At 39.0% G+C, this 15,519-nt stretch carries 14 protein-coding genes; 6 read left to right on the top strand and 8 right to left on the bottom strand.

The window, feature by feature from the left end:
• Positions 1-73: 73 nt before the first annotated feature.
• Together ftsH and B4U84_RS22795 are read left to right on the top strand one after the other, a co-directional pair.
• Positions 74-2,014, top strand: coding sequence for an ATP-dependent zinc metalloprotease FtsH (gene ftsH / locus B4U84_RS22800; RefSeq protein WP_026081972.1), 1,941 nt, complete (start codon positions 74-76; stop codon positions 2,012-2,014).
• A gap of 341 nt (positions 2,015-2,355) precedes the next feature.
• Positions 2,356-3,015 (top strand): PucR family transcriptional regulator, encoded by a 660-nt coding sequence (locus B4U84_RS22795; RefSeq protein WP_017311449.1) that lies wholly within the window; start codon positions 2,356-2,358, stop codon positions 3,013-3,015.
• Between the two features lie 601 nt (positions 3,016-3,616).
• On the opposite strand, the gene B4U84_RS22790 is transcribed toward B4U84_RS22795, so the two are convergent.
• Both B4U84_RS22790 and B4U84_RS22785 read right to left on the bottom strand, forming a co-directional pair.
• Positions 3,617-4,705, bottom strand: a complete 1,089-nt coding sequence (locus tag B4U84_RS22790) for a glycosyltransferase family 9 protein (RefSeq protein WP_131120654.1) — start codon at positions 4,703-4,705, stop codon at positions 3,617-3,619.
• A gap of 90 nt (positions 4,706-4,795) precedes the next feature.
• The gene (locus tag B4U84_RS22785) at positions 4,796-6,556 is read right to left on the bottom strand and encodes a WD40 repeat domain-containing protein (protein ID WP_131120653.1); all 1,761 of its coding nucleotides are present in this window, start codon (positions 6,554-6,556) and stop codon (positions 4,796-4,798) included.
• Between the two features lie 940 nt (positions 6,557-7,496).
• Between B4U84_RS22785 and B4U84_RS22775 the strand changes: the two genes are divergently transcribed.
• Together B4U84_RS22775 and B4U84_RS22770 are read left to right on the top strand one after the other, a co-directional pair.
• Positions 7,497-7,763, top strand: a complete 267-nt coding sequence (locus tag B4U84_RS22775) for a hypothetical protein (RefSeq protein WP_044450881.1) — start codon at positions 7,497-7,499, stop codon at positions 7,761-7,763.
• Positions 7,756-8,094: a type II toxin-antitoxin system PemK/MazF family toxin gene (locus B4U84_RS22770; RefSeq protein ID WP_131121042.1), complete on the top strand. Its 339-nt coding sequence runs from the start codon at positions 7,756-7,758 to the stop codon at positions 8,092-8,094. Before B4U84_RS22775 ends, B4U84_RS22770 begins: the two co-directional genes overlap by 8 nt.
• A gap of 68 nt (positions 8,095-8,162) precedes the next feature.
• Here the strand turns inward: B4U84_RS22770 and B4U84_RS22765 are convergent, their stop codons facing one another.
• Both B4U84_RS22765 and B4U84_RS22760 read right to left on the bottom strand, forming a co-directional pair.
• Positions 8,163-8,951 carry a helix-turn-helix domain-containing protein gene (locus B4U84_RS22765; RefSeq protein ID WP_131120652.1) on the bottom strand — a complete coding sequence of 263 codons (789 nt, stop codon included), beginning with the start codon at positions 8,949-8,951 and terminating at the stop codon, positions 8,163-8,165.
• Between the two features lie 35 nt (positions 8,952-8,986).
• Positions 8,987-9,742 (bottom strand): pseudouridine synthase, encoded by a 756-nt coding sequence (locus tag B4U84_RS22760; protein WP_017311442.1) that lies wholly within the window; start codon positions 9,740-9,742, stop codon positions 8,987-8,989.
• Between the two features lie 164 nt (positions 9,743-9,906).
• Between B4U84_RS22760 and B4U84_RS22755 the strand changes: the two genes are divergently transcribed.
• Complete coding sequence (locus B4U84_RS22755; RefSeq protein WP_131120651.1) at positions 9,907-10,623, top strand: LmeA family phospholipid-binding protein; 717 nt, start codon at positions 9,907-9,909, stop codon at positions 10,621-10,623.
• Between the two features lie 149 nt (positions 10,624-10,772).
• On the opposite strand, the gene dps is transcribed toward B4U84_RS22755, so the two are convergent.
• The 4 genes from dps to cbiT all read right to left on the bottom strand — a co-directional run bounded on the left by dps (position 10,773) and on the right by cbiT (position 14,840).
• Positions 10,773-11,321, bottom strand: a complete 549-nt coding sequence (dps, locus tag B4U84_RS22750; protein ID WP_131120650.1) for a DNA starvation/stationary phase protection protein Dps — start codon at positions 11,319-11,321, stop codon at positions 10,773-10,775.
• Between the two features lie 415 nt (positions 11,322-11,736).
• The gene (locus B4U84_RS22745; RefSeq protein ID WP_131120649.1) at positions 11,737-12,630 is read right to left on the bottom strand and encodes a helix-turn-helix domain-containing protein; all 894 of its coding nucleotides are present in this window, start codon (positions 12,628-12,630) and stop codon (positions 11,737-11,739) included.
• Between the two features lie 616 nt (positions 12,631-13,246).
• Complete coding sequence (locus tag B4U84_RS22740; RefSeq protein WP_017311438.1) at positions 13,247-14,128, bottom strand: phosphatidate cytidylyltransferase; 882 nt, start codon at positions 14,126-14,128, stop codon at positions 13,247-13,249.
• Positions 14,129-14,237: 109 nt separating this feature from the next.
• Entirely contained in the window at positions 14,238-14,840 is a 603-nt protein-coding gene (gene cbiT, locus B4U84_RS22735) for a precorrin-6Y C5,15-methyltransferase subunit CbiT (RefSeq protein ID WP_017311437.1), read from the bottom strand.
• Between the two features lie 313 nt (positions 14,841-15,153).
• Between cbiT and B4U84_RS22730 the strand changes: the two genes are divergently transcribed.
• Positions 15,154-15,519 (top strand): transposase family protein (locus B4U84_RS22730; protein WP_131121041.1); only part of this gene is annotated, 366 nt, incomplete at its 3' end.

Below are 15,519 nucleotides of genomic sequence, written 5' to 3'. Positions count from 1 at the left end.
TTATTTCTTATTACAAAGGACAAAGGACAAATAACTAATGACAAAAAAGTTTCAATTGGAGAGTAAAACACAAATGCCTGTAGAAACTAATAATAACAAACAAATTAAACCCCCAAAAATACGCCAATTTGGTGGTAGCTTGCTGATTCTTTTGACTCTGTTATTTATTCTTAACTTGATTATTCCTAGCTTCCTTGGCCCCAGAATACCCCAAGTCCCCTACAGTGATTTTGTTGCTCAGGTAGAAGCAGGTAAAGTAGATAGGGCGGTTGTGGGTAGCGATCGCATTGAATATTCACTTCAAACTCAAACCCCTGATGGTAAACCAAGTGAACAGGTTTTCCAAACCACACCCATAGCAATTGATCTAGATTTACCTAAGATTCTTCGCAATCATAATGTGGAATTTGCTGCACCACCACCAAATCAAACTGGTTGGATTTCTACTATCCTGAGTTGGGTGATACCACCATTAATTTTCTTTGGAATTTGGGGTTTCTTACTTAATCGTAGTGGCGGCGGCGGCCCTGCGGCGCTGACAGTTGGTAAAAGTAAAGCTCGTATTTATTCCGAAGGAACAACAGGCGTCAAATTTCTTGATGTTGCTGGTGTAGATGAAGCCAAAGCCGAATTGGAAGAAATTGTAGACTTCCTAAAAAATGCTGAGAAATACACCCGCTTGGGTGCGAAAATCCCTAAAGGTGCGCTGTTGGTAGGGCCTCCAGGAACAGGTAAAACACTTTTAGCTAAAGCGATCGCTGGAGAAGCTGGTGTACCTTTCTTCAGTATTTCTGGTTCAGAATTTATTGAGTTGTTTGTGGGTGTAGGTGCGGCCCGTGTACGTGACTTATTTGAACAAGCCAAACAACAAGCACCCTGTATCGTCTTTATTGATGAATTAGACGCCTTGGGTAAATCTCGTGGTGGTGCAGGCCCGATTATGGGTGGTAACGATGAACGAGAACAAACCCTCAACCAGTTACTCACCGAAATGGATGGCTTTGATGCGAACACTGGCGTAATTATCATCGCCGCTACCAACCGTCCAGAAGTCCTTGATCCAGCTTTGCGTCGTCCCGGACGTTTTGACCGTCAAGTAGTTGTGGATCGTCCTGATAAAATTGGTCGGGAAGCAATTCTCAAAGTCCATGCCCGCAACGTCTTGTTGTCTGATAATGTAGACTTGGGTAATATCGCCGCCAAAACTCCTGGTTTTGCGGGAGCAGACTTAGCTAACTTGGTGAATGAAGCTGCACTGCTGGCTGCACGCCAAAATCGTCAATCAGTAGTCATGGCTGATTTTAACGAAGCGATTGAGCGTCTGGTAGCTGGTTTAGAAAAACGCTCTCGTGTTCTCAATGAAACCGAGAAGAAAACCGTAGCTTATCACGAAGTTGGTCACGCCATTATTGGTGCTTTGATGCCTGGAGCGGGTAAAGTTGAAAAAATCTCCGTAGTTCCTAGAGGAGTGGGTGCTTTGGGTTACACAATCCAAATGCCAGAAGAAGACCGCTTTTTGATGATTGAAGATGAGATTCGTGGTCGAATTGCTATCCTGTTGGGTGGACGTTCCGCAGAAGAAACAGTGTTTGCTAAAGTCTCCACTGGTGCTAGTGATGACATTCAAAAAGCTACTGATTTGGCAGAACGTTATATTACTCTCTACGGGATGAGCGATAAACTCGGCCCTGTTGCATTTGAGAAGATTCAACAACAATTTATAGAAGGTTATGGTAATCCTCGTCGTTCTATCAGTCCGAAAGTAGCTGAAGAAATTGATCGCGAGGTGAAGCAAATTGTAGATAATGCTCACCACATTGCCTTGACAATTTTGCACGAAAACCGTGATTTATTAGAGGAAACTGCTCAAGAATTGTTGCAAAAAGAAATTTTAGAAGGTGCAGAACTGCGAGAGAAACTCAGCCAAGCCAAACCACCAGCAGAGTTAGAAGAATGGTTGCGGACAGGTAAAGTCTCAGAAGATAAACCTTTGATGCAAACGTTGCTGGTGTAAGAATTTTAGATTAAATTTAAGCTTGAATAGCGATCGCCCCACAAAAGAGCGATCGCTGTTTATTTTATCAGCAAAATAGCATTAAAACTAGGCATTGATTAATTAACAAAATACCTATATTTAATTTTGTTTCTAAGTGTTCACAAAATTACCAAATATAAATACAACTTAAGAAAGATGCTTTTCTCTCTAAAATTTAGTTAGCTGTTCATAACTTGATTGGAAAATTTTTCTAACCCATTATCTCAAAAAATAATAATGTAAATTTGGCTACTTTTTATAATTAAAATAATAGTCATTTTGTCACAAGTTTATTTGCCAGTGTCCTTGAATTTGATTAAATGAACGCTTTATTGAACACTACTACACAATTTGGAAAAATTGCCACAATAGTTACAGAACGTGTAGCACAGTTATTGTGTACTGAAGTTTTTGTTATTGACCAAGATGCTCATGTGATTGCTAGTAGCAACCCCAAGTTAATTAATTATTCTTTCAACTACATTTATAAAGAAAAAGCTTCTAACTATTTGCGAGTACCATTATCATTTAATACACAAGTTGGTGAGGTCATTGTTTCTAAACCACGCAACGGCGAAGTAATTTCTTCTCGTCTAGTCCAAGAACTTGTAGAACTAGTAATTAGTCAAACTACAATAAGCGATCGCAACCAAGTATACTGTTTAGATGGATTAGGAATTACTGCGTTTGTCGGTATTGGCGATGAGCGCACAAAAATTGAACTGGCTGCTTATTTACTTAGTCCTCTCAACCACGAACCGGAATTGTTAGCTACCCTTGATACTTTCTTTGCAGAAGACTGCTGTCCCTCTTCGACTGCTAATCGGCTTTCTATTCACAGAAATACTTTGAGTTATCGATTAGATAAGGTGAAGCTGTTAACCGGGCTTAACCCCCGCCACTTCGATGATGCAGTACAAATCCGTTTGGCTTTGCTGCTGCGGAAACTGAATATTTCTGATGTGAGAAAGCGAGTATGAAGGGTTTGAGGAGATTTCGTCGGGTTTGAAACTATAGTATTCCTAAAATAAGCCTACTTATCGACCTGTATTGTTATTGTATCGGCTTACATTGCTATTGTATCGGCTTACATTGCTATTGTATCGGCTTACATTGTTAATGTATCGGCTTACATTGTTATTGTATCGACTTACATTGTTAATGTATCGGCTTACATTGTTAATGCAGCCGTCTGTACAGTATCTGTAGGGTGTGTTATGGCGTAGCTATCACGCACCTAAATCCTTAACTGGTGCGTTAGCCTTTGGCGTAACGCACCCTACTGGACTGTCAAGGCTAAAATGATGCAATAAATCTCTGATTCTATCTCTGTGTTCTCTGCGCCTCTGCGGTTTATTAATGCACTATTTTAGCCTTGACACGCCACTACGTGTATTTCAGAAATCAAATATGAGTCCTATATCAGTTATCAGTTATCAGTTATCAGTAAAGAGTGATGTCTTTTTTCTTGGGTTTATGATCACTGATAACTGTACCCTACGGGAAGCCGCTTACGCGTCTACACTGTTCACTGATTTAAATCCCCCACCATACGCCGAAGCTCTGCGATTTTCCAAAAAATTAAGTAACATTTGAAGCTTCTATTGCCAGTAGATCTTCGACCTGAGTTATTACTACTTCTGGTATAACGGGAAAATAAAAACCACCAAATTTTGTATCACTGAGGTTGGTCGTAGAATCTACAAATAATTCTTCTACATCCGTCATCTGCATAAAACTAGGACTGAGAGAACGGTGAATATCACGGTTTAAAGGCGCCCATCTATATATTGATGCATTTGTAAAAATGACAACGCTCTTTACTTTTAAAGCATCTGCTAAATGTGATACACCCGTATCATTACAAACTAGTAGACTAGCTTTACTCAAAAGCGCTGCTATTGCACCTAAACTAGTCTTTCCAGCCAAATCAATCGGTTTACAACGCATCATTGCTGCTAAAGAATGTGTTAAATTTGCTTCTGATGCTATACCAGTAAGGACTACTTGATACCCACTAGCAGCGATCGCATCAGCAACAACTGCAAAGCTTTTCAAAGACCAGCGTTTTTCTGGCAAAGTAGCACCAGGATGAATGCAGACATATTTATCAGGAATATGGCGCAAAACCCCAAAATCTTCATTTTGCAATGGAAATTCCAGCTCATCTCCCTGGAGTGGTATCCCTAAAAATTCCATCAACCGCAGATGACGCCATATTTCTGGTTCGTTATGGGGGTAAGACAAAAAGTAATCTGGATTCGGGCAATAATGTTCGGGGAGACGAAAACCTGCGTTAATACGAGCGCCAAGTAAAGCAGTAAAGGAATTACTAATAATGCCGTTATCATACATTTGCAATGCTAAGTCAAAATGCTGCCCTTGAGCTTTCACCAAAAACTCTGGTAATTTATGAACTGAAGGTGGTATTTCTGGCATTCCTGGATAGCCAGGAAATTCTAAGAACTGATCAACATAATGGCTGAAACGTTCTACAAAAGAACGCGCTGAACCTGGAGCAATGAAGATAATTTCAGCTTCAGGAAAAGCTGCTCTCAGCGATCTTAAAGCTGGTACAGTACAAAGTAAATCACTCAAAGCCGGGAGCGATCGCACAATAGCTATTCGACAAGTAGACAGTTGCTTGAGGCATTGAAGTTCGTGTAACATGCATCTTTATCTGCAAGGGCAACTGTTTTAAAGTTACATAGTTATGCACTATAGTTCATTGGGCATTTGCCCAAAATATTTTGAGACAATTTAACTCCGTTGCCATATTTTAATCGTCTTATCCAAACTCCCACTCACCAAAATTTCCCCGGAAGCAGTAAATGCTACTGCTGTCACTGTGTGGTGATGACCTGTAAATGTAGCTAATAATTCGCCAGTTTGTAAGTACCACAATTTAATTGTTTGATCAGCGCTACCACTAGCAATAGTTTGTCCATCAGGACTAAGAGCGATTGCATAGACTCCATCTGCATGTCCTTTGAGAGTGTGCAATAATTCTCCTGTCTCTAATTGCCAAATTTTAATGGTTTTATCTCGACTACCACTGACAAGAATTTTGCGATCGCTACTCATCGCCAAAGAAGTCACAATATGAGAATGACCAGTTAGAGCATGTAATAATTGGGTATTTGGAGTCTTACCTTGTGGTTGTTGACAAACTTGCCATACTTTGATTTTGCGGTAACTACCTGTAACTATAATTTCTCCATCTTGGCTCAAAGCTAGAGAATGAGCCGCAGTATCATCTAAAGACAGAGTAACGATAACGCGGCGTTGCATCAAGTCCCAAAAGCAGATTGTTCTATCGTCTCCTCCTGTAGCTAGCATACGTCCATCAGGAGTAAACGCCACACACCGCACCATGCCATTATGCTTGTGTAGAATATCGATCAAATCCCTAGCACCGACGTGCCACATTTTGATTGTAGAATCTGCACCAGCACTTACCAAAGTATGTCCATCTGGACTAAAAGCCAAAGCATTGACTTCATCTACTAATCCAGACAACATCCAGGGATGCTCTGATAAAGTACCTATTAGTTCTCCCTTAGTTAAATCCCATAATTTTGTTTCTCCGCGACTTCCACTTGCTACTAAAGTAGAATGACCGCTATTATTAGTTCCTGGATAAAAAGCCAGACAGTTAATACCTTTAGTATGTCCTTTGAGTGTTTGCCAAAATTGCCAATCTCCAACTATTTTTTTGAGGGGATGCTCTGGTGGTAAAGTTTGAGTTTTTTCTGGCATAAATATATTATCAAACAATGGTGGCGTATCTTCTTTGCTGATTCCACCTCCTAAATACCAACTCAATCCACCTGCATACAATAAATTACTGGGAGAAACATAAATTTTTGGTTCGCTAAATTCAATTTGATTGGTCGGCAAAAAACCAGTAACTATCGCTTGTTTCTCATAACCTCTCTCACTATGAGATGGATAAAACAGACATATGAAAATCAAGACTCTATAATTTCTTATGTCTTCTTGAGTAACTGACCATTTAATTTTATTTTTTTTAATTCCATTAAAACTTTCTCCATCGGCGACACAAACAAGAATTTGATTGCTGAGATTATTGAGAAATAAATAAGGAAATTTGCTTTCTCCACCTAAGTTACCTTCATCATCCAAAACCATGTTTTGAATAGCATCTTGTGGTATTTTTTTCACTGACTTACCCAAGCATTGATGCATGATTTGATCAACAATTTGCTCCCGCAAAACATAATCTTCTGCTTGCTGCTGGAAGTATGCATCAAAGGGTATATTCCAGTCAGAAAATTCTGGATATTCAGGTGGTATGGGAGGTGGGTTTTTACCAATAATTTCTGCTTTTTGGCAAGCAACTGTCAGCATTTTTTCCAGTGCTTCACCTGAAAATGCCATGATTTCAGTGTGACAACCTTTGACTTGAGTTTCTAGCAAAGATACGTCATGAGTCCTTGGTTTTTTCACTCGTTGCAGGAAATCAGCTTGTTGAGCTTTGAGTAAGCTAATCCAATCCATCAAAAAACCTCGCAAGGGTACTGCAAACTTCTAGCGCCAGCAATGAGTTGTGCAGATAATTGTAAATAAATCAAACAGAAGAAGAAATAATTAGTCAACAATTCCACTAGATAAAATAGGGAATTTAATATTTAACTTTTGGCTCATTTTTCCAGACACAAAACAACTTGATTTTATCAATATAGTTCATGCTATCTGCAAAAATAATCACGTTTTGCTCTCCGATGAATTAATAGTTACTTAATAGATATCAGTATATAGCACCCTTGGAATGTTAAATTTTAATGTGTCAATTTAAATACAAATTTTCCCCCGCATATTGATCAAAAACTACTGCATACCTACGTTAAACTATACTTAGGCATTAATTCAAGTTGATTAACTAGAGTTAACAACTCACCAGACAAATAGTGTGTATGCATGAACAAACACAATTAGTCACCAGACATCAGTAATAGTAGGTAACTAAATTAAAGTTTGAATAGAAGAAATTAGCTGCTAGGAGTTTATTCTAACGAAGTAAGAAAAGAAAATACTGTTCGTGGGGAAGCAGTTCGTTAGTAAAAATTTAGATGAGGATGCGATCGCTTCACCTCAAAATGTCATGCTTCTAAAACAGGTGTGCGATCGCTGATTCAAAATTCACGCGTTGAGAAGAGGGTGTGAGAACAAGAGGGAAGATTTGTATCAAAAATATTGTGAAATGGTATCAGGGGTTTGAATTCAAGCCGCAAACCACGCCGAACCTCTGATTCTAGGGGTAGCACCCGTCAGCAGGATTGTACCTCGACCTTTTCCTTTTGAATTTGGCTGAGTTGACAGGTGATTGGAATTTAATGGATATCATGTAGAAGAAAAAGATAAGTTACTATTGTGTCGTCACCCTAGAAAAGCATTTTTGATACTCATAAATTTAAATTAAGATGGTCACCACAGTTGTATGGAAACTAAAGAAATTCTCCAAGCACTGCCAAAACTTAGTATTAGCGATCGCTTAAAGATAGCTGAAGCAGCTTTGCTACTAATCCGTCAAGAAAAAGAATCAATCACAAAAGAAGAGCAAAAGCATCAAATGGCAATAGCAGCAATGACAGCCATTACAGATTATGCTCCTGATAGCGAATTAATTGTTTTCTCTGATATAGAGGGAGAAGATTTTTACGATTATCCAGGTGATGATCTCCACGAGTCAAATGCACATGCGTAGAGGAGAAATCTGGTTGGTTAATCTAGATCCAACAATAGGTACAGAAATCAGCAAAACTCGGCCAAGCATTATCGTTAATGACAATGCTATAGGAATTTTGCCATTGAAGGTTATTGTCCCAATTACTGAATGGAAAGAAAGATATACAGTTAGACCTTGGATGGTGCGATTGGAACCCAGCACAGAAAACAACTTAATTAAAACTTCTGCTGTGGATACATTTCAAATTCGTTCAGTTTCCGAAACTAGATTAGTAAAAAAGTTAGGACTACTATCTAATGATGAAATGGAATTAGTATCACAAGCATTAACTATAGTCTTAAATCTATAAATTTATCAAAAAATAGTGCTGCTATGCACAAAGCATTGACAGCACAAAATTGCTTCTTCAGAATATAACTACGACCTTGTATGAGCTGCGATCGTTACTTCTTTTTGTTTCCCTGGTTCTCCCAGTTGCTTGGCTTTTTCTTTGTTGATACTTACCAATACCCCACCAGCATTGTCAGTTCTCACTGTTAATTGCTCTTGAGCTTTCCAAATCCGGTGAGTACCCTCTGGTAGTTCGCCTTCATACTCTACTTTGCCATCAACTAATACCTGAATCCAAGTTTTTTCTGTTAAGGTCAAACCTATTTGTACCTGTTGAGCATGATTGAGATTGCTAGTAAGGTTGCTCACAGGCTGAAACTTTTGTGATGGATTTACAGTCTGTTGATTATGTTTGGAATTTTGATTATTGCTTGCTGTTTGCAAAGCATTAGCATTCAATAACTGAGATAAACCACCCACAGAACAAAAAATCATCAATATATAAAGTAAATACAGATGAAATGGACGTAACTCACCCACTGATTTATTTTTCCAACCAGATTTTAAGCTAACTCGATTAATTCCAACTGGAAAATCACTAGCAAATTCTGCACCATTAAAGCCTAATGCATCAGAAAATTGTCGAATTAAACCCTGAACATAAACAGGTTCTGGTAGTTCTTGTAAATTACCTTCTTCAATTGCTTGTAATAGTCGTCGGGGTATTCTGGTCATTACAACCATTTCGTCTAATGATAAACCTTTTTCTTGACGTGAGGAGCTAAGTTGTGAACCCATTACTGTCAGTTTTTCTCTTTGCTGATGATCCAATGTATTTATGAACTCATGCTTTTTTTTCTTGCTTAACCATTTCATGGTTTATTTACACTCCTAAAATCCAGCTAAATTTTTCAATAGGAATTTGCTTTAAGTTTTTCTAAAAAGCGAATTTCACTTTCTTCTAAGTGACGATATTCACCTTCGCGTAAGGATTTACCTCTAGGCGATCGCAGTTGAATCTTACCTATGGCGGTACGATGTAATTTAATTACTGGATGTCCTAGCTGTTCGGCGACACGACGAATTTGACGATTTCTTCCCTCCTTTAAAATGATTTCCAAACAAGTACTATCGGCAAATTTTTCGATGAATTTCACTTGTGCTGGTCGTGTTTTTCTCCCATCTAACAGCACACCCTGACGCCAAGTGCGGATTACTGATTCGGTCGGATGCCCTTCTACTAAAACTTGGTAAGTTTTTGGGATATTATGACGTGGATGGGTTAGCCAAAATGTTAACTCTCCATCGTTGGTAAGTATAATTGCTCCTGTAGAGTCTGCATCTAAGCGACCAACAGGGTGAATACCCTGACCAGAATGTAATTCTGTTGGTAATAGATCCAAAACAGTTTTTCTTCCATGGGGATCATGACAAGTGGAAACTACACCTACTTCTTTGTGCAGTAGCAGATACACTAAAGCTGGACGTTGGTCAGGTGATACTGACTTACCGTCAACAGTGATTGTATCTTTTTGAGGGTCAACTTTTTGACCCAAGTGCGCCAATTCGCCATTTACCCGCACGCGCGATCGCCTAATCATTTCTTCGGCTTGACGGCGTGAGGCAATACCCCATTGGGCTAAAATCTTTTGTAGTCTTTCCTCCATGCGGAAATTACTTGACTTTAAGTCAATAGTAAAACATACAATTAATTGCACAAAACTTTACCTTGGCAATTTGTGGTTAATAGCCGCAAATGGTAAAGTTAAGAATCGTTTAAATATTTATATATTTGTAAGTAATTAACCATAAGTAATCAATAAAGTGGTAGATGGCACAAAACAATTTAGAAACACAAACTTCCAGCAATAAAGTTCGCATCATTACGAACGTACTGACGACAGCACTCAAATTATGGCTGAGATCCCAGGTCAGTCAAGTATCTCAGTTGGAAGTCGAGATCAAAGCGAGCGATCGCCAAATTCTCTCTGGTTCCATTCCTTGGGTGTCGATTTTTGCTAATCATGCGGTTTATCAAGGTCTTCATATTACCCAAATTCAACTTGTAGCCGAAAATATTCGTATCAACATTGGTTCAGTACTCAAGGGTCAGCCGTTACGGCTATTAGAGACTGTACCAGTGGTTGGCGAACTAGTAGTAGAAGAGGATGATCTGAATGCTTCTACTTCATCTACTTTATTATCGACTGGCTTAAATGATGTACTGGATAAAGTTTTACCAGAACAGTGTCCAAAATCCAAGTCAATTTTTTACCAAAAAATTATTCTTGACAACAGCCAGATCATACTTCACGTTTCCCAACCTTCTGACAACAGTTCCACAGTCTCAGAAGTTTGTGCAGACATCAACTTACTGAGTAGTTATGAGTTAGAGCTATCGCATATCCAAGCCAAAGCTCCTATGGGAGTAGTGCTAGAAACTCATGATCGACACTATCTCAATCTCGGTTCTGATGTTGAGATCCAAGAACTAAAGCTGATCAGAGGAAAGTTATTTTGTCAGGGAAAAATCAATGTTAATCCTTAGTTGTCAAGTGTCAAGTGTCAAGTGTCAAGTGTCCAGTGTCCAGTGTCCAGTGTCCAGTGTCCAGTGTAATAGCAATAAATTCTTGACCATTGACCATTGACCATTGACCATTGACCATTGACCATTGACCATTGACTCCATCCCTTAATCTAGTTATACTCAGCTAGCTGAGGCTCCACTTGCAAAACTGAACTAACTAGATGAGCATCTAGGAACCACAGACGCTTGTCAACAACCATAGAAACTTCTGCGTAAAGATAGGCTGTATCTGCATCCCCCAAAACAGCCGTAAGATCAATGTTTTCCCAGAGCAAATTTCCGTAGATAGCCAAACGCTCTGCGATCGAATTCACATGATCTTTACCTTCTATAATATTAAGAGGATATTCAGGTAAAACTGATAGCTCTGCTGCACTCCGAGCAGTACCAATTGCCAAACCCCCAAGAGTTGTGACTCTGTGTGCAAGCAAATCGATATACACATCTAGTTCTGTGGCGATTTCATTAAACAACTCGTGCAGGTTAGAGGATTTTGTAATATCAACATTCCAATGGGCCTGCTTGATTTGAGTCTTGAGATCTATTGTAGTTGCAAGCGTTTGATTGAGAATATCGATTAATTGCGCTCGAACTTGTAAAGATAGACTAATTTCACTTTGATCTAGGCTTTTACCGAGAGGTTCGCTACTACCGTTCATTAGATTTCCTTAAAGAAGAAAGGATCTAGTGGTATAACGCCCAGCTAGCGCTTTTTGCATCAGTATCTGTAAATTGCTTTTCAGAACTTTGGCTAAAGCTTTAATCCCCCATCACACCTATAAATAAAATATGTAGCCCCAGGAATGTTGAGGGGTCTGTGGGGATAGGGTGATGGGGTAATGGAGAGAAAAAGTATGATTGCTCATCTCCCCATTTCCCAAATTTCCCATCCCTCCATCAATTTTTGGGTTGTAGACAGCTAGCTACTCTACTACTTGGGGCAAAAATAGAGGGGATTGCTAGGGCTGAACACCACTAGCCGAGGACAATAGGGATTTTAAATCTTTCTACCTAAAAATATATAAACTTGATTGTTGCTGTATAGATAATTATTGCTTTTTTAGAAAATTATTGCTATTTCTTCCGGATTTCTTTGGGCGTGACTCCCAATATGCGCTTGAAATGACGTGTAAACTGGCTTTGATCAGCGAAACCAACTATAGAGGCTACTTCAGCAATTTTTAGTTTATTTTGTAGGAGCAACATCTTAGCACGCTCAATGCGGCAGTGAATGACATACTGATAAGGAGAAAGCCCTGTGGATTGTTTAAATAATCGGGCAAAGTGGTATCTACTCATACCAACTTCCTGAGCCATTGCTCCTAGCAATAAATCTTCTGCCAAATTGTCAATGATATACTCAGTTACCCGTTGTAGCTTATGTCTGGGTAAACCACCATGATAGTTTTGCAGAGAATGTTTAGGTGCAGAATACTGTTGCAACAAATGGGCTGACAATGCTGTCGCCATAGAATCAGCATACAGACCACTAACCTGACTATTATATTCTAGCGCTTTTTTGAGGGCAAGGGTAATTTGATATATCAATGGGTCAGGTTTGGAAAAATGTGGTAGTATTCCAACCGCTTCTGAATCAACTGATTCGTAAGCTATGTTTGCTACGAAATCAGAGTCTAAAGTCAAAGCAATAAACTCAGATTTCCCTATAGTAGTTGCTCTGTGAGTTACGTAGGGCGGTATGACTGCGACGTCTCCTGCTAAAGGGTTTTCACTTCTGTGGCATTCTCCCAACCACCTTTGTAATTCTAACTGGCATTTTAGCCGAATTACAAGCACATAATTCTTGGAGTAATGTTCCGGGCTTTCATAAGCAGGTTGGATGTGATACTCCAAACCCAGATTTTTCCATCCTGATTCATGACTTGATAATATGGGCGACTTGGTAAGGACATGCTTACGAGCATCTAATCTAGTCACGTCAATACCCAGAGACTTTTCCCTTTGCATTATCTTCTCCTTTGCCGCTGGGCTGTTAGTGCCACTTTTTTTTCAAAACACTACTTATACAAGTACGAAGTTGTTAATGAAATGCAGCCTAGAAATAGAGGCAGCTTCTTATAAGATTGCAAGACAGCCGCTTTTCTCAATAAATTGAGACAATAATTATCTTCTCCTAATTAAAGTATATTTTTTAGGGTAAATTACCCAAATAAATAATTCAAATTTGTAATATTTACCATTAGGATCACTACAAATTTACATAGATTTATTAAAGCTGAGATTCGCTTTCAGGTATTGATAAGATTCTGATTTATGCATCTATCATTAGTATTATTTTTACGAAAAAGCTATAACCTCTTGTTTGCTAATCTTTATAACTGTTGAGTTATCTGGCTTACTTAACAAATTAGCTATATTTTTTCGATTTATGCTAAAAAATCAATCTTAATCAGAATTTAAAACTTAGATTTCAATCTTTTATTGTTGTGAGTAATCACTATTTTAAATATTAAGAAATATCAGGATAATGTATCGACTGGGAAGAAAAGGGGAAGAATTTTGTGAAATCGTATAACGCACCAAAAATCCGGGATGGTGCGTTAGCCTAGAGTGCTACTAATAACTAAATCAGCAACGGTAATATAAGAGATACAAAATAGTAAACCAAAGGAGCAGTAAAAATGTAACTATCAGTACGGTCTAAAATGCCACCATGACCGGGAATCAATTGTCCTGAATCTTTTACCCCAGCATCTCGCTTGAGCATTGATTCCGTCAGATCACCTAAAAGACCAGCTACACCAATTAACAAGCCTAACGTCAGACCAGTAATAGGATACTTGGGCCAGTTGAAATAATAAGCCACAGCAAATGCAACGAGTACACTAGCCGCAACACCAAAGACAGCACCTTCTACAGTTTTTTTCGGGCTAATATCAGATAAAGGGGTTTTGCCAAAAAATTTCCCAAAAGTATAAGCACCAATATCTCCTGCCCAGATACAGAGGAAAGTCAGCATTGTAGCAGTCAAACCGTCTGGTAAAGAAACTGAATGTCTATGTGCAAAGAAATCTGACCAACTTGGCGGCCAGTAGCCTCCCAAAGGAAGATTGCTGGCTGTTGTATTAAATGCTCGTAACCTTACCCAGTAACTCGGCAAATAACCAGTGTAAAAAAGCCCTAAGATTGAAGCGGAAATATCCGCGATCGTTGCCATTTTGGGTTGAAATAATAGGTAAAAACAGATAAAAGTACCCGCTATTGGCATAACAGCATCAGCCAAATTTCCATCTAATGTGCAAATTACTAGGAGAATTTGACTAACAACCATAGTAGTTTTCACAGTGGGAGCTATGCCTTTAGCTTTGACTAAATTAAAGAATTCTTTTTGACCTAAAAAAATGATGACTGCAAATACAATGGTAAAGTACCATCCGCCCAAAACAGTTGCCGATAAAGCGACAAAGATCGCAACAATTCCACTAAAAATTCGAGACCAAGGCATAAATAACTAAAGACTAAAGACTAGAGAATAAGCACTACTCAATTAAAAATTAAAAACTAAAAATTAAAAATTATTAATTTAGTCATCTCCTAGATAGTTTTATGTGTGTTTAATCTAGCTTTTCGCCACTAAGGATAAAAATTGGATCGACAGCACTGAAAGTTTGAGAAAAACCGCGTGTTTCCAAGCGATTAATCGCAGACTGCACAACTTCAATATTTCTCGCTTGTAGTTGAGCAAAGCTTAGAGAAATTGCATACAGACTTTCTAGATTAGCAGCTGTGGCGACAACTCTACCTGATGGCGGCAAATAATGCCAAACTGCTTGCAAAATTTCTTTGATGGCCCGTCCACCTTCTATACAAACACGGTGGGGTGCTTCTTTAAGATCATGCAAACATTCAGGGGCGCTACCTTCAATGACTTCAACATTTTTGACTTCAAAGCGATCGCAATTACGACGGATGAGGTTAGCAACTTCTTCATCTCGTTCCACGGCGATGATTCGCCCTTTGGGACATAGCAATCCCACTTCTACAGGAATAGTACCAGTACCCGCACCAATATCCCACAAAACAGTGTTGGGTAATAGACGTAATTGGGCGATCAATAACAGTCGAATTTCTCTCTGACTGAGGGGAATTCCCGGTAAATGCTCGAATAAATCATCGGGAATACCAGGACTAATATAAGGCCAAAGTTGAGGTGGCATATAAGTTTAAGTAGGGGATAGGGGATAGGGGATTGGGGATAAGGGATAAGGGATAAGGGATTGGGGATTGGGCATGAATCAGTTAACAGTTAATAGTTAACAGTTTAATTTGATAACTGATAACTGATAAGTCTCCCTTGTCCCCGATCCCCGTTACCCCTTCGCCCCTAATCCCCACTCCCTTGGGCAGGGCTGTTTCATTCTTGGAAGAAAAATGATTCAATCGAAACTGAGGTAACAAACTTAAGCGAGGGTGCGGCTACGCCGCACCCAAGCGCTAATCAGACTTTCGACAAATTGTCCGGGGGTATCTATGACAGCAGGCTTGATTGAAGAACTCAAAAAAATTAAAGATTTTCGCACCAAAAAGGGACAAAGACATCCATTGTGGTTTGTGTTGTTGCTAGTAATCATGGGAACAATGAGTGGTTGTCTTGGTTATAGAGGGTTGGGAGATTTCGTCAAACGGCATAAACAATCTTTAATTGAAACATTGGAGATACCTAAACAACGAGTCCCATCTTATTCAACAATTCGACGTGTAATGATGCGTGTGAACTTTAATGACTTGACACAAGTGTTTAATTGCTGGGCAAACCAGTACATGGAGTTAGGCGAATTTGAATGGCTAGCGATTGATGGTAAAAGCATCAAAGCTACAGTCTTAGACTATAGTAGT

Origin of the sequence: Westiellopsis prolifica IICB1, assembly GCF_004323185.1 — a bacterium.
GTDB lineage: Bacteria > Cyanobacteriota > Cyanobacteriia > Cyanobacteriales > Nostocaceae > Pelatocladus > Pelatocladus prolificus_A.
Note: the sequence above shows the minus strand (reverse complement) of the source record. Positions and strands in the feature narration are given on the sequence as shown.